Annotated in this window: 19 protein-coding genes; 14 read left to right on the plus strand and 5 right to left on the minus strand. The window is 70.6% G+C overall.

Annotation, left to right across the window (positions count from 1 at the left end):
* Positions 1–3 precede the first annotated feature (3 nt).
* Both KUM44_RS42065 and KUM44_RS42070 read right to left on the minus strand, forming a co-directional pair.
* Positions 4–1,494 (minus strand): ABC transporter substrate-binding protein, encoded by a 1,491-nt coding sequence (locus KUM44_RS42065; RefSeq protein WP_217215039.1) that lies wholly within the window; start codon positions 1,492–1,494, stop codon positions 4–6.
* A gap of 123 nt (positions 1,495–1,617) precedes the next feature.
* Entirely contained in the window at positions 1,618–2,826 is a 1,209-nt protein-coding gene (locus KUM44_RS42070; RefSeq protein WP_217215040.1) for a CdaR family transcriptional regulator, read from the minus strand.
* Between the two features lie 142 nt (positions 2,827–2,968).
* Here KUM44_RS42070 and KUM44_RS42075 point away from each other — a divergent pair, with 142 nt between their 5' ends.
* From KUM44_RS42075 to KUM44_RS42085, 3 genes are all read left to right on the plus strand, one after another.
* Entirely contained in the window at positions 2,969–3,895 is a 927-nt protein-coding gene (locus KUM44_RS42075; RefSeq protein ID WP_217215041.1) for a proline dehydrogenase family protein, read from the plus strand.
* 36 nt (positions 3,896–3,931) lie between these two features.
* Complete coding sequence (pruA, locus tag KUM44_RS42080) at positions 3,932–5,563, plus strand: L-glutamate gamma-semialdehyde dehydrogenase (protein ID WP_217215042.1); 1,632 nt, start codon at positions 3,932–3,934, stop codon at positions 5,561–5,563.
* Between the two features lie 68 nt (positions 5,564–5,631).
* Positions 5,632–6,456 carry an alpha/beta fold hydrolase gene (locus tag KUM44_RS42085; RefSeq protein ID WP_217215043.1) on the plus strand — a complete coding sequence of 275 codons (825 nt, stop codon included), beginning with the start codon at positions 5,632–5,634 and terminating at the stop codon, positions 6,454–6,456.
* An 11-nt stretch (positions 6,457–6,467) separates the two neighbouring features.
* Here the strand turns inward: KUM44_RS42085 and KUM44_RS42090 are convergent, their stop codons facing one another.
* The gene (locus KUM44_RS42090) at positions 6,468–6,674 is read right to left on the minus strand and encodes a DUF5988 family protein (protein WP_217215044.1); all 207 of its coding nucleotides are present in this window, start codon (positions 6,672–6,674) and stop codon (positions 6,468–6,470) included.
* A 93-nt stretch (positions 6,675–6,767) separates the two neighbouring features.
* Between KUM44_RS42090 and KUM44_RS42095 the strand changes: the two genes are divergently transcribed.
* Both KUM44_RS42095 and KUM44_RS42100 read left to right on the plus strand, forming a co-directional pair.
* Positions 6,768–7,325, plus strand: coding sequence for a GNAT family N-acetyltransferase (locus KUM44_RS42095; protein ID WP_217215045.1), 558 nt, complete (start codon positions 6,768–6,770; stop codon positions 7,323–7,325).
* Positions 7,326–7,584: 259 nt separating this feature from the next.
* Positions 7,585–7,725: a hypothetical protein gene (locus tag KUM44_RS42100; protein WP_107083653.1), complete on the plus strand. Its 141-nt coding sequence runs from the start codon at positions 7,585–7,587 to the stop codon at positions 7,723–7,725.
* A gap of 18 nt (positions 7,726–7,743) precedes the next feature.
* Here KUM44_RS42100 and KUM44_RS42105 read toward each other — a convergent pair whose 3' ends face one another.
* Positions 7,744–9,306, minus strand: a complete 1,563-nt coding sequence (locus KUM44_RS42105) for a metallophosphoesterase family protein (RefSeq protein ID WP_217215046.1) — start codon at positions 9,304–9,306, stop codon at positions 7,744–7,746.
* A gap of 142 nt (positions 9,307–9,448) precedes the next feature.
* Between KUM44_RS42105 and KUM44_RS42110 the strand changes: the two genes are divergently transcribed.
* A complete protein-coding gene (locus KUM44_RS42110; RefSeq protein ID WP_217215047.1) occupies positions 9,449–10,492 on the plus strand; it encodes a 3-isopropylmalate dehydrogenase in 1,044 nt (347 codons plus the stop codon).
* Between the two features lie 319 nt (positions 10,493–10,811).
* Positions 10,812–11,900 carry a branched-chain amino acid aminotransferase gene (locus KUM44_RS42115; RefSeq protein ID WP_217215048.1) on the plus strand — a complete coding sequence of 363 codons (1,089 nt, stop codon included), beginning with the start codon at positions 10,812–10,814 and terminating at the stop codon, positions 11,898–11,900.
* 62 nt (positions 11,901–11,962) lie between these two features.
* On the opposite strand, the gene KUM44_RS42120 is transcribed toward KUM44_RS42115, so the two are convergent.
* The gene (locus tag KUM44_RS42120) at positions 11,963–13,417 is read right to left on the minus strand and encodes a cytosine permease (RefSeq protein ID WP_254390901.1); all 1,455 of its coding nucleotides are present in this window, start codon (positions 13,415–13,417) and stop codon (positions 11,963–11,965) included.
* Positions 13,418–13,560: 143 nt separating this feature from the next.
* Here KUM44_RS42120 and ureA point away from each other — a divergent pair, with 143 nt between their 5' ends.
* The 7 genes from ureA (at position 13,561) to cimA (ending at position 20,023) form a co-directional block, all read left to right on the plus strand.
* Positions 13,561–14,271: an urease subunit gamma gene (ureA, locus tag KUM44_RS42125; protein ID WP_217215049.1), complete on the plus strand. Its 711-nt coding sequence runs from the start codon at positions 13,561–13,563 to the stop codon at positions 14,269–14,271.
* Positions 14,268–15,980 carry an urease subunit alpha gene (locus tag KUM44_RS42130; protein WP_217215050.1) on the plus strand — a complete coding sequence of 571 codons (1,713 nt, stop codon included), beginning with the start codon at positions 14,268–14,270 and terminating at the stop codon, positions 15,978–15,980. The genes ureA and KUM44_RS42130 overlap by 4 nt, the downstream gene beginning before the upstream one ends.
* A gap of 9 nt (positions 15,981–15,989) precedes the next feature.
* Complete coding sequence (locus tag KUM44_RS42135) at positions 15,990–17,039, plus strand: agmatine/peptidylarginine deiminase (protein ID WP_217215051.1); 1,050 nt, start codon at positions 15,990–15,992, stop codon at positions 17,037–17,039.
* A gap of 9 nt (positions 17,040–17,048) precedes the next feature.
* Positions 17,049–17,348, plus strand: coding sequence for a hypothetical protein (locus KUM44_RS42140; RefSeq protein ID WP_217215052.1), 300 nt, complete (start codon positions 17,049–17,051; stop codon positions 17,346–17,348).
* A 53-nt stretch (positions 17,349–17,401) separates the two neighbouring features.
* A complete protein-coding gene (locus KUM44_RS42145) occupies positions 17,402–17,950 on the plus strand; it encodes a TetR/AcrR family transcriptional regulator (RefSeq protein WP_254390931.1) in 549 nt (182 codons plus the stop codon).
* A gap of 64 nt (positions 17,951–18,014) precedes the next feature.
* Positions 18,015–18,218, plus strand: a complete 204-nt coding sequence (locus tag KUM44_RS42150) for a hypothetical protein (RefSeq protein WP_217215054.1) — start codon at positions 18,015–18,017, stop codon at positions 18,216–18,218.
* Positions 18,219–18,418: 200 nt separating this feature from the next.
* The gene (gene cimA, locus KUM44_RS42155) at positions 18,419–20,023 is read left to right on the plus strand and encodes a citramalate synthase (RefSeq protein ID WP_217215055.1); all 1,605 of its coding nucleotides are present in this window, start codon (positions 18,419–18,421) and stop codon (positions 20,021–20,023) included.
* Positions 20,024–20,089: the final 66 nt, after the last annotated feature.

The following is a 20,089-nucleotide window of genomic DNA, read 5'->3' on the forward strand; positions in this document are numbered from 1 at the left end:
TCTTCACTTGACGTAGGTGTCCACCGTGACGAGCTCACGCTCACGCGGGTCGTGGGCCGCGTCCACGACACCGGCGGCGTCGCCCTGGATCACCCGCTCGTGGAGCATGGGAATCGCCGCGTCCGTGGCGAGCACGGCGGCCTCGGCCTCGATGACCGCCTTTCGGCGGGCGGCGCCGGCCTTCGTCTCGCCGGCCCTCTTCAACTCGGCGTCCACGGAGGAGTCGGCGAGCTGGGAGAGGTTGAAGGAGCCGTCGGAGGCGAAGTCGCTGTACAGGTAGGCGACCGGGTCGCCGGAGTCCAGGACGGTGGCCCGGGAGAGGATGAACGCGTCGAACTTGCCCGCCAGGGCGTCGGATTCGATGTTCGCGTACTCGCGCACGTCGAGCTTCACCTTGAACCCGGCCTTTTGCAGCTGCTGCTGCAACGTGGCGGCGACCTCGGGCAGCTCGGCCCGGTCGGTGAAGGTGCCGATGGTGATCGTCGTGCCGTTCGGCTTGCCGGGCTTCGTGTGCTTGACGGGCGTGCGCAGGCCGGCCGCCCACGGCAGCGCGGGACCGAGCAGCCCCTTGGCGACATCCGCCCGCCCCTCGTACACGCCCTCCACGATCGACTTGGCGTCGATCGCCTCCCGGGCGGCGGCGCGCAGCGAGGCGTCCTTGAAGACACTCTTCTCGGTGTTCAGATAGAAGGTGTTGGTGCGCGGCATCGGGACCTCGGTGATCAGGTCCTGGTCGAGGACGGCGGCCTGGGAGACCGGAATCGCCTCGACGATGTCGGCCTCACCGGTGCGCAGGGCGGCGGCGCGGGCCGTCCCGTCCGGCACGAACTTGACGTCGATTCCCGGGGCCTTGGCCTTGCCGCCCCAGTACTTGTCGTAGCGGTCGAGAGCGGCGGAGGAGGTGCCGTTCACCTTGACGAGTTCGAAGGGGCCGGTGCCGGCGCCGACGGGGTTCACCGTCTTCCCCCGGTAGGCCTTGGCGGCCAGGACCGACAGCTGGGGCGAGCTCAGCCGCTGCGGGACGAGGGGATCCTCGGTGCCGGTGGTGACCGAGACCGTGTCGGCGTCCTCGGCCTTCGCGGTCAGCTCCACGCCGTCGAGGATGCGGGGCTTGGGGGAGGCGCCGGCGGCCTTGGTGAGCGACCGCACGACGGCCTCGGCGTCGAGCTTCGTGCCGTCGTGGAAGGTGACGCCGTCGCGTATCTCGAAGGTCCATCTGCGGCCGGACTGCTGCCACTTGGTGGCGAGGGCCGGCTGGGCGTCGCCGTCCGCGTTGAGCTTCACCAGGGTCTCGGCCGTCGACCAGCGCGAGAGCTTGAACGCGTCGTCGCTCAGGGGGGACAGGCCGGAGCGGGGCGGCAGCATGTGCGCGACACGGATGCGCTTGCCGTCGGCGGACGCCTCGTCGGACCCCGCCGACGAGAAGCATCCGGTGAGCAGGGCGGAGGCCGCGGTGACCGCGGTGAGCGGGAGAAGACGGGCGGGCACGCGCACGGGACACTCCGGGTAAAGGCGTGGTCAAAGGTTGAATGCTCACCGAACATAGCATGATGACAATCGTTTTCAGAAGACCGGAGTCGGTCGTGCGACCTGCTGCTCAGGGCACCCGCGACCACTTCAGAGCCTTGCCCCCTTCAGCGCCATGTGCAGCAGCAGCCGGTCCTCCCCGTCGTCCAGGTCCAGCCCCGTCAGCTGCTCGACGCGGGAGAGCCGGTAGTACAGGGTCTGGCGGTGGATGCCGAGTTCGGCGGCGGTGCGGGCGGCCTGGCCGGCGCAGTCGAGGTAGGTCTCGGCGGTGCGGGCGAGTTCACGGTGGGCGGGGGAGAGGAGGAGGGCGACCGCGGGGTCGTGGGTGACCTCCGGAGGGAGGGACGTCAGGAGGCGGTACGGGCCGATGTGCGCCCACTCGGCGATGGGGCCCAGCCGGGGCTCGGCCAGGGCGGCGCGGGCCGCGGCCGAGGCCTCCTGCCAGGCGGCGGGCAGTTCGCCGAGGCCCCTGCGGGGCGCGCCGATACCGGCCGCCGAACGCGTCGCCTCGTCCTTCAGCAGCCTCGACGCCGCAGTGCGGGCCGGCGTCCGCACCTCCGCCGAACGCAGCCGCACCAGCACCGCGAGGCTCTGCCCGTCGGTCCCCCACGGCACCGTGCACAGTGCCGTCGCGTGCGGCACCGTACGGACCGACGGGGCGTCGTCGGGGTCGGCCGAAGGCCACGGGGCGACGCAGACCACGGTGTGCGGGCCCTCGCCGCGTGCGCCCAGGGCCGTGCGCAGCGCCGCCACCGCCATGTCCCCCTGCCAGCCCCGCTCCGCGACCAGCGCGGCCCGCAGTTCCCGGCTCAGATCCGCCCCGTGCTGCACCTCGTCCGCGAGCAGCGCGCCGATCCGCGCCGTCACCTCCATCGCGGCCGCCAGCTGCTGCTCGGTCGGGCCCGGATCGTCGTCCAGGAGCCAGACGTAGCCGAGCACGACCCCCCGATGGCGTACCGGCAGACAGATACGTCCCCGGTACACCCCGGCCTCCGGAGTCGGCGGGATCCGCACCGGGCCCGTCGCGCGCGTGATGCCGAAGCCCTCGAACCACGTCCGTACGGCCGCGGTGGAGCGGCGGGTCAGGATCGAGCGGGTGCGCACGGGGTCCAGGGCCGACGCGTCGAGCTCGTCCTCACTGTCGTACGCACCGAAGGCGATCAGCTCGAAGTCCCGGTTCTCCAGGGTCGCCGGCACGCCCAGCAGCTCCGAGATCTCGTCGACCAGCTCCTGGAAGTCACCCCTGTATTCGGACGTCACCCGGGCATTCTCCCGTATTTCCGCATGCCCTTCATACATCTGTCTGAGATCTGCGGCACGGATGCGTGACAGCTGTCGATGGCCGACGATCGGAGGGATCCTTAGGTTTCACGGTGGTTCTCCGTGCCGTACCCGGATGGTTGGGATTCGGCCGCCTTTCTGCTGTTTGTGGAGGTGCCCCGTGCTGGGTCCCGTGATTCTCGCCGCGTCGCGCAGCGACCGGATGCGACGCCTGATCTCGGCGGCCCCGGTGACCAAGCAGGTCGTCGACCGCTTCATCCCCGGTGAGACGGTCGACGAGATCGTGCCGATCATCCAGGACCTCACCTCCCGGGGCCTGGAGCTGACGATGGACGTCGTCGGCGAGGACATCACCAGGCCCGAGCAGGCGGAAGCCGCGCGGGACGCCTATCTGGCGCTCATCGACCGGCTCAAGGAACTGGAGCTGGGCACCAGGGCCGAGATGTCCGTCAAGCTGTCGATGTTCGGGCAGGCGCTGGACGGCGGCCATGAACTGGCCCTCGCCAACGTCCGGCCGGTCGTCGAGGCCGCCGCCGCCATCGGCACGACGGTCACCCTCGACGCGGAGGACCACACCACCCTCGACTCGATGTTCGCCATCCACGAGGAGCTGCGGAAGGACTTCCCGCAGACCGGCTGCGTCATCCAGGCCTACCTCTTCCGCACCGAGGCCGACGCCCGCCGCCTCGCGGAGAACGGCAGCCGCGTACGACTGGTCAAGGGTGCCTACAAGGAGCCCGCCGAGGTCGCCTACCAGCAGAAACACGAGATCGACAAGGCGTACGTCCGGGTCCTCGGGATTCTCATGGAGGGCGCCGGGTACCCGATGATCGGCTCCCACGACCCGCGCCTGATCGCCATCGCCCAGGAACTCGCGCACCGCGTCGGCCGAAAGCTCGACGAGTACGAGTTCCAGATGCTGTACGGGATCAGGAGCGACGAGCACCTGCGGCTCGCAGCCGAGGGCCACCGGATGCGCGTCTACACGGCCTACGGCACCGACTGGTACGGCTACTTCATGAGGCGCCTCGCGGAGAAGCCCGCCAACCTGCGGTTCTTCGTACGAAGCATGATCACCAAGGGCTGACCCCGAAACACCGCTCACTAAGGAGTTACGGAAAACATGGACGCTGTGACCCAGGTCCCCACCCCCGTCAACGAGCCGGTGCACGGCTACGCCCCCGGCTCGCCCGAGCGCGCCCGGCTGGAGGTCAAGCTCAAGGAGCTGGCCGAGAACCCGATCGACCTGCCCTGCACCATCGGCGGCGTCAAGCGCATGGGCGGCGGCGAGCGGTTCGACGTCGTGCAGCCGCACAACCACAAGGCCCGCCTCGGCAGCTACGGCAACGCCACCCAGCAGGACGCCCAGGACGCCATCGACGCGGCCCTCGCCGCCGCGCCGGCCTGGCGCGCGATGTCCTTCGACGACCGCGCCGCGATCATCCTGCGCGCCGCCGAACTGCTGTCCGGCCCGTGGCGCGAGACGCTGGCCGCCTCCACCATGCTCGGCCAGTCCAAGACCGCCCAGCAGGCCGAGATCGACACGCCCTGCGAGCTGATCGACTTCTGGCGCTTCAACGTCAAGTACGCCCGTGACCTGCTCGCCGAGCAGCCCCCGGCGAACTCCCCGGGCGTCTGGAACCGCCTCGACCACCGCCCGCTGGAGGGCTTCGTCTACGCGATCACGCCGTTCAACTTCACGGCCATCGCGGGCAACCTGCCGACCGCGCCCGCCCTGATGGGCAACGTCGTGGTCTGGAAGCCGTCCCCGACGCAGACCCACGCCGCCGTGCTGCTCATGCAGCTGCTGGAGGAGGCGGGCCTGCCCAAGGGCGTCATCAACCTCGTCACCGGCGACGGCATCGAGGTCTCCAAGGTGGCTCTCGAGCACCGTGACCTCGCGGGCATCCACTTCACCGGCTCGACCAAGACCTTCCAGTACCTGTGGAGGACGGTCGGCAACAACATCGAGAAGTACCGCTCCTACCCGCGCATCGTCGGCGAGACCGGCGGCAAGGACTTCGTCGTCGCCCACCCGAGCGCCGACAAGGCCGTCCTGAAGACCGCCCTGACCCGGGGCGCCTTCGAGTACCAGGGCCAGAAGTGCTCGGCGACCTCCCGGGCGTACATCCCGGCGTCGATCTGGAACTCCGGCTTCAAGGAGGAGTTCGCGGCCGAGGTCGACTACATCACGATGGGTGACGTCACCGACCTGTCGAACTTCATCGGCGCCGTCATCGACGAGCGTGCCTTCGCCAAGAACAAGGCCGCCATCGACCGCGCCAAGTCCGACCCGGCCTGCACGATCGTCGCGGGCGGCTCCTACGACGACTCGGTCGGCTACTTCGTCCGCCCGACCGTCGTCGAGTGCACCGACCCGGAGAACGAGGTCTTCACCACCGAGTACTTCGGCCCGTTCCTCGCCGTCCACGTCTACGAGGACGACAAGTACGACGAGATGCTGGAGCAGATGGAGTCGGTGTCCGCGTACGCGCTGACCGGCTCGGTCATCTCCGGCGACCGCGCGGCGGCCGCGTACACGATGGAGAAGCTGCGGTACGCGGCCGGCAACTTCTACATCAACGACAAGTCGACCGGCGCCGTCGTCGGCCAGCAGCCCTTCGGTGGCGGCCGCGCCTCCGGCACCAACGACAAGGCCGGCGCCCCGCAGAACCTGATGCGCTGGACGCTGACCCGCGCCATCAAGGAGACGCTGGTCCCGCCGACCGACTACGGCTACCCGCACATGGGCTGACATCCAACTGTGCGTAAAGGGCCGGGTCTTGAGCGGATCCGGCCCTTTCGTGTTGCGACAATGCGGTCATGACGGTGACGACGGACGACGGCGTACGGCTGTGGGCGAGCGCTTCCGGCCGGGGCGAGCCACTGGTGCTGTGCCACGGCGGGCCGGGGCTGTGGGACATGTTCGAGGACGTGGCCGCGATGCTCGGCGACCTGGCCACGGTGGTGCGCTGGGACCAGCGCGGCTGCGGGCGGTCCGAGCGGTGCGCGGGGCCGTGGACGACCGACCGGTTCGTGGCCGATCTGGACGCCGTACGACGGCACTTCGCGCCGCGGCGGACCGCGCTGTTCGGACACTCCTGGGGCGCCCAGCTGGCCCTCGCCTACACGCTGGCCCATCCTGAGCGGGTGAGCCTGCTGGTGTACGTGGCCGGGACCGGCATCGGCCCGACGTCCGAGTGGCGCCCCGCCTACCAGGAGAACCTCCTCGCGAGACTGGGCGAGGACCCCGAACGCCTCGCCCGCTGGCGGGAGTTGCCCGCGGGCGACCGGGAAGGCGCGGTGCTCCAGTGGTCCGCGGAGTTCGAGGACCGGGAGCTGGCGCCGGAGCACGCCGCGCGGATGGCCGACCCGTGGCTCGGCATCAACACCGAGTGCAACACCGCCCTGACCGCGGAGAACCGGCGCGGCCTGGACACCCCCGAGCTGTACGCCGCCTGCCGGGCTCTCGACGTGCCCGTGCTCATCGTCGACGGCGAGCGCGACATCCGGCCACGCTCGGCGGTCGACTCCCTGGAGAGGGCGCTGCCGAGGGTGGACCGGGTGATCCTGCCCGGCGCCGGGCACCTGCCCTGGGTGGAGGATCCGAAGGGCTTCCGGGAGGCGGTGGCGGCCGCGCTGACCTGAGCGGAGCCGGCCTACTCGGCGATCTCCGTCCGCTCCCACCACTCGTACACGGGCAGCGCGCCCTCGGGCGTGTCCGACTGCCGCGATGTCGGCCGGAAGTGCTCGTACCCACCGCGGAGCTTGATCTTCACGTCCGGGCCGGGGGACGGGGTCGGGACGATCCGTTCGGGCAGGTCGTCCGGGCCGCCCTCGAGGAACACTTTCGCCGTGTCGTTCATGACCTCACCGTTCCCCTCGCGGTCGCTGTCTGTCCCGTACCGCGCGGAGGATCAGCCGAGTGGGCGATCCGCCGTCGCGCGGATACTGAACGGATGACCACACCCGCTTCCCCCTTCGCGCCCCGCACCGCGCACACCGCAGACCTCACCCCCGCCGAACTGCGCGCCGTCCGCGCCCTGTTGGACGAGGCCTTCGACGGGGACTTCTCCGAGGAGGACTGGGACCACGGGCTCGGCGGCATGCACGCGCTCGTCCACGACGACGCCGGGCGGCTCGTCGCGCACGGGTCGGTGGTCATGCGGCGGGTCCGGCACCGGGAGCGCTGGCTGCGGGTCGGGTACGTCGAGGCGGTCGCCGTACGCTCCGACGCGCGCCGGACCGGGCTCGGCGGCCGGGTGATGGCCGAGCTGGAGCGGGTGATCGACCGGGCCTACGACGCGGGGATGCTGTCCGCGAGCGACGAGGGGGCCGCGCTGTACGCGGCCCGGGGCTGGCAGGTGTGGCAGGGGCGGGTCTGTGCGCTGGGCCCGGAGGGCGTCGTACATCTGCCGGACGAGGAGGGCACCACGTTCCTGCGGCCCGCGCTCGCCGGTTCGCTCGACCCGGCGTTCGAGCTGGTCTTCGACTGGCGGGACGGCGACGTGCTCTGACCGGGTGACGGCAAAAGTGCAGGTCAGCGGCGTGTGACCTACTCGGCCGTCTCAGATAGTAGGAAGTCCGAGTAATTGTGGAGACAGACGCGTCGTCCTCCCTTAGCTTTGTAGAAGCCGAACGTCTCGCTCGATCAAGCGAATGGCGGTCGTGAGCCGGGCCCTGTGCAGGCAACCCCTGCGGCACCGCTCCCCGCCCCATCCGGCGTCTCGTAACCCCTTTTCCGCACTCCCGGATTGTCGAAGGAGTCGATTTCCCATGGCCGAGACGACCGCCCGCCGCCGAGTCCGTCACCTCTCCCGCACGAGCGAGTCCGACCGCAAGAACGCCGCGGCTGCGTTGCAGCGCGCGCTTGACCGCAGGGACAACGGGGGCGCCACCGGCCACCAGGCGGCCTGAAGAACCGCCTCGGGCCGCTCAGCCGCGTCGCACCTCGAAGTGGTCGATCCGCTCGCCCTCCGGCGTCAGCGCCGACACCGTCAGCCGGGGCTTCGTGCCGCTCCGCGCCTCCACCGCGAGGAAGGAGAAGCCCCGGTAGCGCACCCGAGACCACTCGACGTTCTCCGCCTTGGTGTCGCGTGACCTGGTCCACCTGAAGGAGTCGACCGACTCCCTCTCGGTGACATGGCCCTCGTAGCTCTCCTCGACACCGTTCGGAAAGCCGTACAGGTCCTTGCCGCCGCCGCCCGCCGTGACGTACACGATCCCGTCCCGCCTCGGGTCCGTCGCCGCACCGATCGGCACCGGCTTGCCGACCTCGCCGTTCTTGATGGCGTCGGTGCGCTCGTACACATGGTTGTGCCCGTTGATCACCAGGTCCACCTCGTGCCGGGCGAACAGCGGCACCCACTCGGCGCGAATGCCTCCGTCGGAGGCGTGCGTCGAGGTCGAGTACGCGCAGTGGTGGAAGTAGACGACCACGAAGTCGACCGAGCCGTCGGCCCGCAGCTCGCCGAGCCTGCGGTCCAGCCACTTGGTCTGCCGTCCCTCCGAGTAGCCGAAGTTGGCGGGGATCTCGTACGACACGTCGTTCGCGTCCAGCGCGACCACGCCGACATTGCCGTACGTGAACGCGTACACCCCCGGCGCCGTACGCGGGTCGAAGCCGTTGTCCGGTAGGGAGAAGCGGGCGAGCTGGCCGCCGTAGCCGTCCGGCGAGTACCACGCCTCCATGTCGTGGTTCCCGGTCGTCACCATCCACGGCACCGACTTCGCCACCGACTCGGTCTGCTTGAGGAACACGTCCCACATACCGGCCTGGAACGCGTCCGAGTCCTTGCCCTTGCCGGTCGGGTTCGCGTAGCAGATGTCCCCGGCGTGCAGATGGAAGGCGGGGTCCAGACGCAGCAGGGCACGGTCGTTGTCGGCGGCGTGCGTGCCGACGCCCTGGTCGCCGAACGCCGTGAACACGAACCGCTCCGGCGGGGACGCGGGCGCCGTGCGGAAGGAGGCGATCGTGGCCCTGTTCCCCGGGGACGCCGGATCGAAGCCGTCGTGGCCGACGCCGTAGTAGTACGTCGTGGCAGGCCGTAGCCCGTCCAGGGCCGCGTGCAGGTAGTACTGCTCGACCGCCGCGCTCACCCCCGCCCTCTCCGGGGTCTTCAGATCGCGCAGCTCCGCCTCGGTCTTCCGGTCCAGCTCGTCCGGGCGCAGCCCGATCCGCACGTACGGCTTCCGCACCGCGGCCGGCACCTGCCAGGAGATCCGCATCTGGGTCTTCGCATCGGCGCCGAAGGCGAGATGGCGGCCGAAGGGAGCGACCGCGGAGCCCGGCACCTTGGTGAGCGTGGACGGGGAGGGCTTCGGCCCTCCGGTGCCGGATCCCGAACCCGAACAGCCCGTCAGCAGTCCGCTCGCCACCGCGCCCGCCGTCACCAGCGTGCGACGCCGAGTCAGTTTCGTGCGCAGGTACTCGTGCTGCTCGGCCATGCTCATGCGGCGGGCGAGCTGGGGCGGGATGCCGAAATCCGGGAGGTCCATGTCTGAGAAGTTCCCAGCGGACGCCAACACCCGTCACACAGGCGGGTGAACGCCAGTTGACGCACAAGAGCCGTCCCCCGACCGGCTGTCCGTATCGCGGACATTGCGTGTCATCCCATGGGACGAGGAGTAGGGTGCCGACATGTCTCGCAGCCTCAATCTCGCAGTGATCCCCGGTGACGGCATCGGGCAGGAAGTCGTGGCCGAAGGCCTCAAGGTCCTCTCCGCCGTCCTCCCGCAGGATGTGAAGCTGGAGACCAAGGAGTACGACTTCGGCGCCAGGCGCTACCACGCCACCGGTGAGACCCTCACCGACGCGGACGTCGACGCCCTGAAGAAGCACGACGCCATCCTGCTGGGCGCGATCGGAGACCCGTCGGTCCCGTCCGGCGTCCTGGAGCGCGGCTTCCTGCTGAAGCTCCGCTTCCTCTTCGACCACCACGTCAACCTGCGTCCGTCGAAGCTCCTCCCGGGTGTCGCCACCCCGCTCGCCGGTCAGCCCGAGATCGACTTCATCGTCGTCCGTGAGGGCACCGAGGGCCCGTACACCGGAAACGGCGGCACCATCCGCAAGGGCACCGAGCACGAGGTCGCCACCGAGGTCTCCGTGAACACGGCCTTCGGTGTCGAGCGCGTGGTCCGTGACGCCTTCGCCCGCGCCCAGGCCCGGCCGCGCAAGAAGCTCACGCTGGTCCACAAGAACAACGTGCTGGCCTTCGCGGGTCACCTGTGGACGAACATCTTCAACAAGGTGGCAGAGGAGTTCCCCGAGGTCACCACCGACTACATCCACGTCGACGCCGCCACGATCTACCTGGTCACCGACCCCGGCCGCTTCGACGTGATCGTCACCGACAACCTCTTCGGCGACATCATCACCGACCTCGCCGCGGCCGTCTCCGGTGGCATCGGCGTCGCCGCGAGCGGGAACATCAACCCGAGCGGCGAGTTCCCCTCGATGTTCGAGCCGGTCCACGGTTCCGCGCCCGACATCGCCGGCCAGGGCAAGGCCGACCCGACCGCCACGGTCCTGTCCGTCGCCCTGCTCCTGCGCCACCTCGGCTACGACGCCGAGGCCGCCCGCATCGACGAGGCGGTCTCCGCCGACCTCGCCGAGCGCACCGGCAAGCCCGCCCGCAGCACGTCCGAGATCGGCGACGCGCTGGCCGTACGAGTAGCCGGCTGACGCCCGTCGCGCCACTCGAACGTCCCCCAAGCTCTTAAAAGGAGCAGGGGGACCCCCATCGAAAGCCGCCGGGTCACCGAAGCACCCGGCGGCTTCCCCATGTCCGCCGTCGGGTGACACCATCGACCCCTGGGTCGCGATGCACGCCGATCACGCCGGATCACACCGAACAGGCCGATTTCTTCCATGGCTCCCGCTTGCGATAATCGAACGCGGAGCCGCGGAATCAGGGAATGCTCGGACGTCCTAGCACTGGCCACTGGCAGTACTGGCGTGAACGCGGCCCGCCACAATCAAAACCGGTGAAGGACATCTACTCATGACGACGCCCACGATCGAGCTCAAGCCCTCCGCCAGCCCGCTCTCCGCCGCCGAGCGCGAGGCGATACTGGCCAACCCGGGGTTCGGACGCCACTTCACCGACCACATGGTGACGATCAAGTGGACCGAGGGCCGCGGCTGGCACGACGGCGAACTCGTGCCGTACGCCCCGCTCTCCCTCGACCCGGCCACCATGGTCCTGCACTACGCGCAGGAGATCTTCGAGGGCCTGAAGGCCTACCGCCAGCCCGACGGGTCCGTCGCCTCCTTCCGTCCCGAGAAGAACGCGAAGCGCTTCCAGGCGTCGGCCCGCCGGCTCGGCATGCCGGAGCTGCCGGTCGAGACCTTCATCGAGGCGTGCGACGCGCTGGTGAGCCAGGACGAGGCGTGGGTCCCGGCGCACGGTGGCGAGGAGTCCCTCTACCTGCGGCCGTTCATGTTCGCGACGGAGGTAGGGCTGGGCGTGAAGCCCGCCAGCGAGTACCTCTTCATCGTCATCGCCTCCCCGGCCGGCGCGTACTTCCCGGGCGGCGTGAAGCCGGTCTCCATCTGGGTCTCCGAGGACCATGTCCGCGCCGTGCCCGGTGGCATGGGCGACGCCAAGACCGGCGGCAACTACGCCGCGTCCCTGCTGGCCCAGGCCGAGGCCGCCGCCGAGGGCTGCGCCCAGGTCTGCTACCTGGACGCGGTGGAGCGCAAGTGGGTCGAGGAGCTCGGCGGCATGAACCTGTACTTCGTGTACGGGGACAAGATCGTCACCCCGTCCCTCACCGGCTCCATCCTGGAGGGCGTCACCCGCGACTCCCTGCTGGCCGTCGCCCGTGACCTCGGCTACGAGGCCGAGGAGGGCCGCGTCTCCGTCGACCAGTGGCAGCGCGACTCGGAGAACGGCACCCTCACCGAGGTCTTCGCCTGCGGCACGGCCGCCGTCATCACGCCCGTCGGCACCGTCAAGCGCACCGGCGCGCAGTGGCAGCAGGGCGACGGCGAGCCCGGCGAGGTCACGCTGAAGCTTCGCCGGGCTCTTCTCGACATCCAGCGGGGCACTGCCGTGGATCAGCACGGGTGGATGCACAAGCTGGGCTGATCTGTGCTCGGCGTTGAGGTCGAGGTCGCTGGGGGCTGCCGCCCCCAGGCCCCCGCTTCGGCCTAAACGGCCTCGTCCTCAAACTCCCCCAGAGGGGGTGCCCCCAGACGGGCTGTCATTCCCGGGCTCGGCTGGGGCTGAGTCCGGGGTTCCAGCAGCGTGTAAGCGACTCCTCCCACCAGCCCCGACAGCAGGAAGCTACAGTCCACCCCGCCCGTCACGCCCAGCAGCGGCCCCTCGTACGACGGGAGGGACACGGCCAGCAGGCCGACCGTCGCGCCCATCGCCCAGGCCGCCGTCGCCGGGATGTTCCAGCCGCCCCGGAACCAGTAGATCCCGCCCCGCGCCCGGCGGTTGAAGACCTGGAGGGCCTCCGCGTCGTACACGCCACGGCATCGGGCGAAGCCGATCAGGGTGATGACCGCCCACGGTGTGCCGATCGCCGTCAGCAGCAGGACGAAGGACGTCATGGCGTCCTGGGCGCTGGAGGCGTAGTGGCCGACGAAGACACAGGCGGTCGCGACGACGGCGACGGAGTAGGTGGCCCGGGCACGGGAGGCGCGCGGGAGGATGGCGTCCAGGTCGAGGCCCATGGAGTAGAGCATCAGGCCCGCGTTGCCGACCGAGCCCGCGGACGCGGCCAGCAGGAGCGGGACCAGGTACCAGGTGGGGGAGGCGGAGACCAGCGGTCCGGCGTAGTCGAGGGCCGCCTGGGCCGCGTACGCCGTGAAGGTGCCGAACAACTGGGGGACCAGCAGGCCCAGGAGCAGGCCGAGCCACGTGGCGTGCAGCACCCGGCGTGAGGTGTGGCGGGCCGGGGAGATGTAGCGGGTGTAGTCGCCGAGCAGGGTGATGAAGGCGATCGGGCCGGACAGGCCCGCGGCCACCGTCGCCAGCAGCCATGTCGGCCAGAAGCCGCCCAGCAGATAGCCGCCCGCCTCGGGCAGCGCTGCGGTCGTGAAGTGCGGGGCGTAGGCGACGACGCCGAGGACCAGCAGGGCCGTCATGCCGATCGCGAGGACGCGGGAGAGGGCGAGCAGCACTCGGTAGCCGTACACCGCGCCCGCGACGGTCGCCGCGGCCAGCAGCCCGTAGACCACGCCGTACGAGATCCCGCTCGCCGGCAGTCCGACCAGCCGGCCCAGTACGCCGACCATCACATCGCCGCCGATCCACACGGTCAGGGCCGTGTACCCGAGGGCGAGCAGGAGGCCGACCACCGAGCCGACCAGGCGGCCGCGCACGCCGAACTGGGCGCCGGAGGACGTGGACAGGTTCGTCGCCGTGCGCAGGGAGATCAGCGCGAGCGGGGCGGTCAGGGCCGTGCCGGCCACCGTGCCCACCACGATCGAGCTCACCGACGCCCACCAGTCCAGGCCGAACGACGGCGGCAGCCAGCCGAAGACGATCACTCCCAGGCAGAGATTCGAGCCCAGCAGGATCGAGACGAGGTCCCGTGGGCCGCTCGTGCGTTCCTCGTCGGGGATGGTGTCGACTCCGCGCTGTTCCATCGGCATGGCAGGTCTCCTTCGATCGGCCGCCAGAGTTAGAGCGACGTTCAATATCGGGATCCGGAGCTGTTCCGTCAACACCTCGGCCCACTGGATTTCGTGTTTAGAGTGGTGTTCTAATTCGGGAGAGGCAAGGAGGTGCCCGCGACATGAGACTCACTCCCACGGAACGTGACCGGCTGCTGCTCTTCGGAGCCGCCGAGCTGGCCCGGGCGCGCAGGGCCCGCGGGCTGAGGCTGAACGTGCCGGAGGCGACCGCGCTGATCGCGGACACCGTGTGCGAGGCGGCACGCGACGGGGCCCGGCTGGCGGAGGCCATCGAGCGCGCCCGGTCCGTGCTCGGCCCGGACGACGTGCTGCCGGGTGTCGCGGACGTCGTCACCGAGGTCCACGTCGAGGCCGTCTTCGACGACGGATCGCGGCTCGCGGTCGTGTCCGACCCGCTCGGGGGCGGGCTCGGCTCGCAGGCGCCCGGCGCGCTGCTGCCGGGGCCCGAGCACGCCGACCCGGAGCCGGCCGTCCGGCTGACGGTCACGAACACCGCCACCGTGCCCGTCTCCGTGACCTCCCACTTCCACTTCTTCGAGGCCAACCCGCGGCTCGACTTCGACCGCGCGGCCACCTACGGCATGCGGCTCGCCGTGCCCGCCGGGTCCTCGGAGCGGTTCGGGCCGGGGGAGAGCGCCGAGGTCGGGCTCGTGCCGATCGGCGGCGAGCGCGTCGCGATCGGGTTCGCGGGGCTCGTCGACGGGCCGCTGGACGCGCCCGGCGCCCGTGAGGAGGCACTGCGCCGCGCGGCCGCCTGCGGCTACCTCGGCGTCACCAGAGCACCCGATCAGGAGCAGGAGGTCGAGCGATGAGCCGTCCCGGAGGCCACCCCGCCGAGGCCCGCCGTCTCACCCCGTACGAGTACGCCGCCACCCACGGCCCCCGCGCCGGCGACCGCGTCCGCCTCGGCGACTCCGGGCTGACCATCCGCGTCGAGTCGGACTCCCAGAAGTACGGCGACGAGTTCCTCGCCGGGTTCGGCAAGACCGCCCGGGACGGACTCCACCTCAAGGCCGCCGCCGTCCGAGATACCTGTGACGTCGTCATCAGCAATGTCGTGGTGATCGACGCGGCGCTCGGGATCCGCAAGGTATCCATCGGGATCAGGGAGGGCCGGATCTGCTCGATCGGACGGGCCGGGAACCCCGACACCCTCGACGGGGTCGACGTCGTGGTCGGCACGGGTACGTCCATCGTGTCCGGCGAGGGGCTCATCGCCACCGCCGGAGCCGTCGACACGCATGTCCATCTGCTGTCGCCGCGCATCATGGAGGCCTCGCTGGCATCCGGCGTGACCACGATCATCGGGCAGGAGTTCGGGCCGGTGTGGGGCGTCGGCGTCAACTCCCCGTGGGCGCTCAAGCACGCCTTCAACGCCTTCGACGCCTGGCCGGTCAACATCGGCTTCCTGGGCCGCGGTTCGTCGTCCTCGTCCGCGCCCCTGGTCGAGGCCCTCGCCGAGGGCGGCGCCTGTGGCTTCAAGGTGCACGAGGACATGGGCGCCCATACGCGGGCGTTGGACACGGCTCTGCGCGTCGCTGAGGAGTACGACGTCCAAGTCGCCCTGCACAGCGACGGGCTGAACGAGTGCCTGTCCGTCGAGGACACCCTGCGGGTGCTTCAGGGGCGCACCATCCACGCCTTCCACATCGAGGGCTGCGGCGGCGGACACGTCCCGAACGTGCTGAAGATGGCCGGCGTTCCGAATGTCATCGGCTCCTCCACCAACCCCACCCTGCCCTTCGGCCGGGACGCGGTCGCCGAGCACTACGGCATGATCGTCTCCGTCCACGACCTCAAGACCGACCTGCCCGGTGACGCCGCCATGGCCCGCGACCGCATCCGCGCCGGGACCATGGGCGCCGAGGACGTCCTGCACGACCTGGGCGCGATCGGCATCACCTCGTCGGACGCGCAGGGCATGGGGCGCGCGGGCGAGACCGTCCGCCGTACGTTCGCGATGGCCGGGAAGATGAAGGCCGAGTTCGGCGCCCCGGACGACGGCCACGACAACGAGCGCGTCCTGCGCTACATGGCCAAGCTGACCATCAACCCCGCCATCGCCCACGGACTCTCCCACGAGGTCGGATCGATCGAGGTCGGCAAGCTGGCCGACATCGTGCTGTGGCAGCCGGAGTACTTCGGCGCCAAGCCGCAGCTGGTACTCAAGTCCGGCTTCCCGGCGTACGGCGTGGTCGGCGACCCGAACGCCGCGACCGACACCTGCGAACCCCTTGTCCTTGGACCGCAGTTCGGCGCGTACGGGGCCACACCCGCCGACATCTCGGTCGCCTTCGTCGCGCAGGCCGCCGTCGACCAGGGAGGCGACCGCATGCCCACGCGCAGAAGGAGGGTCGCCGTCCGGGGCACCCGTGGCATCGGACCGGCCGACCTGCGCCTGAACTCCCGTACCGGAGCCGTCGACGTCGACCAGCGCACCGGTCTTGTCACCCTCGACGGCGAGCCGCTGCGCTCCGAGCCGGCCGAGTCCGTCTCCCTCAACCGCCTCTACTTCCTCTAAGGATCACTCATGTCCGCAGCCGCCGACGGCTTCCGCATGCCCGCCGAGTGGGCCCCGCACGAACGCACCTGGATGGCCTGGCCGGGCCCCAACGTGACCTTCGACGACCCGGAGGACCTGGCCGACGCCCGCGCCGCCTGGGCGTCGGTCGCCCGTGCCGTGCGTCGCTTCGAGCCGGTGACGGTCGTGTGCGGACCCGGGCAGTCGGCCGAGGCCCGCGCCCTGCTCGGCGACGGCGTGGAGACGGTCGAGCGGGACCTCGACGACGCCTGGATGCGGGACATCGGCCCGACCTTCCTGACTGACGGGAAGGGCCAACTCGCCGCCGTCGACTGGACGTTCAACGGCTGGGGCGCCCAGGACTGGGCCCGCTGGGAGCACGACGCGAAGATCGCCGCGTATGTGTCCGACCTCGCGGGCTCGACGAAGACGTACGCCTCGAAGCTCGTCAACGAGGGCGGTGCGATCCATGTGGACGGCGACGGGACGGTCCTGCTGACGGAGACGGTCCAGCTCGGCCCCGAGCGCAACCCGCACTGGACGCGGCAGGAGGTCGAGGCCGAGATCCACGGCATGCTCGGCACCCGCAAGGCGATCTGGCTGCCGCGGGGTCTGACCGGCGACTATCCCCCGTACGGCTTCGGCACCCTCGGACATGTCGACATCGTCGCCGCGTTCGCCCGCCCCGGTGTGGTCGTCGCCCATGTGCAGCCGGACCCCGCGCACCCCGACCACGAGGTGACCCGGGAGGTCGTCGGCCTGCTGAAGGCACAGACGGACGCCCGTGGCCGCCGGCTGGAGGTCGTCGAGGTGCCCGCCCCGACCGTCCTGGAGGCGGACGGCCACTGGGCCGACTACTCCTACATCAACCACTACCTCTGCAACGGCGGCGTCGTCCTGTGCGGCTTCGACGACCCGCGCGACGAGATCGCCGCCGGCATCTTCCGCCGACTGTTCCCGGAGCGCACGGTGACGCTCGTCGACGCACGGACGATCTTCGCGGGCGGGGGCGGCATCCACTGCATCACCCAGCAGCAGCCGAGGACGGTCGTCAGGTAGAACGTACGGGTGAACGTACTGCTCTGCGCCACCTGCGCAACCCGGCTGACCGAGCCGGTCCGGCGGCTCGACGAGATGCCCGGGTACCGAGGCCGGTACGGCCTCCCAGGCCCGGACGGCCGACGGCACGGCCCGCCGAGCGTGCAGCGCGGGACGTACGTCGTCGACCCGCTGCCGTTCGGGGCGCCGCTCGGGGTCAACCACCTCTGCCGCTGCGGGGCCGAGGTGGCCGTCGTCGCCGTCGACTGCACGAGCGACTACGAGACCCGGCTCGTCCCGGACGCCGTCCGCGTGGAGGCCGCCGCGTGAGCACGCGCCGCCGCACGCCCGCCCCGCCCCGCGAGGACGTCCTCGCCGCCGCCATGGAGATGATCGCCGAGCGCGGCCTGGAGAAGCTGACCATGGCCGCGCTCGGCCGTGAGGTCGGCATGAGCAGCGGCCATCTCCTCTACTACTTCCGCTCCAAGGACGAACTGCTGCTGCGCACCCTGGAGTGGAGCGAGGGCCGGCTCGGCGCCGAGCGCGGCCGGCTGCTGACGCGGGCGTCCGCCACGGCCCGCGAACGGGTCGAGGCGTATGTCGACCTGTACGTCCCCGAGGGCCATCGCGACCCGCACTGGACGCTGTGGCTGGAGGTCTGGAACCGCTCGCAGAACGCCGACGACGACGCCCGCGACCGGCAGGCCGCGATCGAGGGCGCCTGGCACCGCGACCTGGTGGCGCTGGTCGCCGAGGGCATGTCGCGCGGGGAGTTCAGGGCGGTGGACCCGGACCGCTTCGCCGCCCGGCTGCGGGCCCTGCTCGACGGGTTCTCCATCCATGTGGCGATCGGCCTGCGCGGCACGGACCGGGCACAGGTTCTCGGCCACGTACGGGAGTTCCTCGACGACAGCCTCCTCGCGGACTCCTGAGCTCACGTCCAGGTCGTACGCAATACACCGGATTGCCCCTGTCGCACGCGGTGCGTTTGCCTCGATGGGCGCCCTCGGCAGCCGCTCCGCCCAGCTGGTCCCGGACGACACCGACGGCCACTACGACGGCATCGTCCACCGTCGGCGGCGATCTACGCAGTGCTCGCATCCTGAGACGGACGGTGAGCCCTGGGGCGGTGTGTGCCAGACTGCCCCCGTGCTCTCGTTCGCCATGATTATTGGCAGCAGGCGCGCCGGTCCGCAGTGACCGCCACGTACGACCAGGTACGGGCGGACACCGTCGTCCTCGACCCGCGCGCAGACCTCTCGCACCCGCGAGGGGTTTTTCGCTTTTCTGGCCCACCTTCAGCCGGGAGCAAAGCGCGAGGGACCATTGGGGACGGTGGAGCCGGTCATTCCGGTAACGACCGTGATCCGACGGGATCCAACAGCAGGAGCCTTGACACCATGACCGCAACCAGCGAGCTCGACGATTCGTTCCACGTGTTCGACACCACCCTGCGCGACGGCGCGCAGCGGGAGGGCATCAACCTCACCGTCGCGGACAAGCTGGCCATCGCCCGGCACCTGGACGAGTTCGGCGTGGGCTTCATCGAGGGCGGCTGGCCCGGTGCCAACCCGAGGGACACCGAGTTCTTCGCGCGCGCCCAGCAGGAGATCGACTTCCAGCACGCCCAGCTGGTCGCCTTCGGCGCGACCCGTCGCGCGGGCGCCAAGGCGTCCGATGACCCGCAGGTCAAGGCGCTGCTGGAGTCCGGCGCCCCGGTGATCACCCTGGTCGCGAAGTCCCACGACCGGCATGTCGAGCTCGCCCTGCGCACCACGCTCGACGAGAACCTGGAGATGGTCCGCGACACGGTGTCGTACCTGCGCGAACAGGGCCGCCGCGTCTTCGTCGACTGCGAGCACTTCTTCGACGGCTACCGCGCCAACCCCGAGTACGCGAAGGCAGTCGTCCGCACGGCATCGCAGGCCGGCGCGGACGTCGTCATCCTCTGCGACACCAACGGCGGCATGCTCCCCGCCCAGGTCCAGGCAGTCGTGGCGACCGTCCTCGCGGACACGGGCGCCCGCCTCGGCATCCACGCCCAGGACGACACCGGCTGCGCGGTCGCCAACACCCTCGCCGCCGTCGACGCGGGCGCGACCCACGTCCAGTGCACGGCCAACGGCTACGGCGAGCGCGTGGGCAACGCCAACCTCTTCCCGGTCGTGGCGGCCCTGGAGCTCAAGTACGGCAAGAAGGTCCTCCCCGACGGTCACCTCCGCGAGATGACCCGCATCAGCCACGCCATCGCCGAGGTCGTCAACCTCACCCCCTCCACGCACCAGCCCTACGTCGGCGTATCGGCCTTCGCCCACAAGGCCGGCCTGCACGCCTCCGCGATCAAGGTCGACCCGGACCTGTACCAGCACATCGACCCCGAGCTGGTCGGCAACACCATGCGCATGCTGGTCTCCGACATGGCGGGCCGCGCCTCCGTCGAGCTCAAGGGCAAGGAACTCGGCATCGACCTGGGCGGCGACCGCGAACTGGTGGGCCGGGTCGTCGAGCGCGTCAAGGAACGCGAACTCAAGGGCTACACCTACGAGGCGGCCGACGCCAGCTTCGAGTTGTTGCTGAGGGCAGAGGTGGAGGGCAGGCCCCTCAGCTACTTCCAGGTCGAGTCCTGGCGCGCGATCGTCGAGGACCGCCCCGACGGCACCCACGCCAACGAGGCCACGGTCAAGCTCTTCGCCAAGGGCGAGCGCATCGTCGCCACGGCAGAGGGCAACGGCCCGGTCAACGCCCTCGACCGCGCCCTCCGCGTCGCCCTGGAGAAGATCTACCCCCAGCTCGCCAAACTCGACCTCGTCGACTACAAGGTCCGCATCCTGGAGGGCGTCCACGGCACCCAGTCCACGACCCGGGTCCTGATCTCGACCTCGGACGGCACGGGGGAGTGGTCCACGGTCGGCGTGGCCGAGAACGTCATCGCCGCGTCCTGGCAGGCCCTGGAGGACGCCTACACCTACGGGCTGCTGCGGGCCGGGGTGACGCCGGCTGAGTAGGCCGAACGGACCCAGGGGGTGTTTCGCCCCCTGGCCGCCGCCTCCGGGCCGGGTGTCCACGGCACA

The organism is Streptomyces sp. AC550_RSS872, assembly GCF_019049285.1.
Taxonomy (GTDB): domain Bacteria; phylum Actinomycetota; class Actinomycetes; order Streptomycetales; family Streptomycetaceae; genus Streptomyces.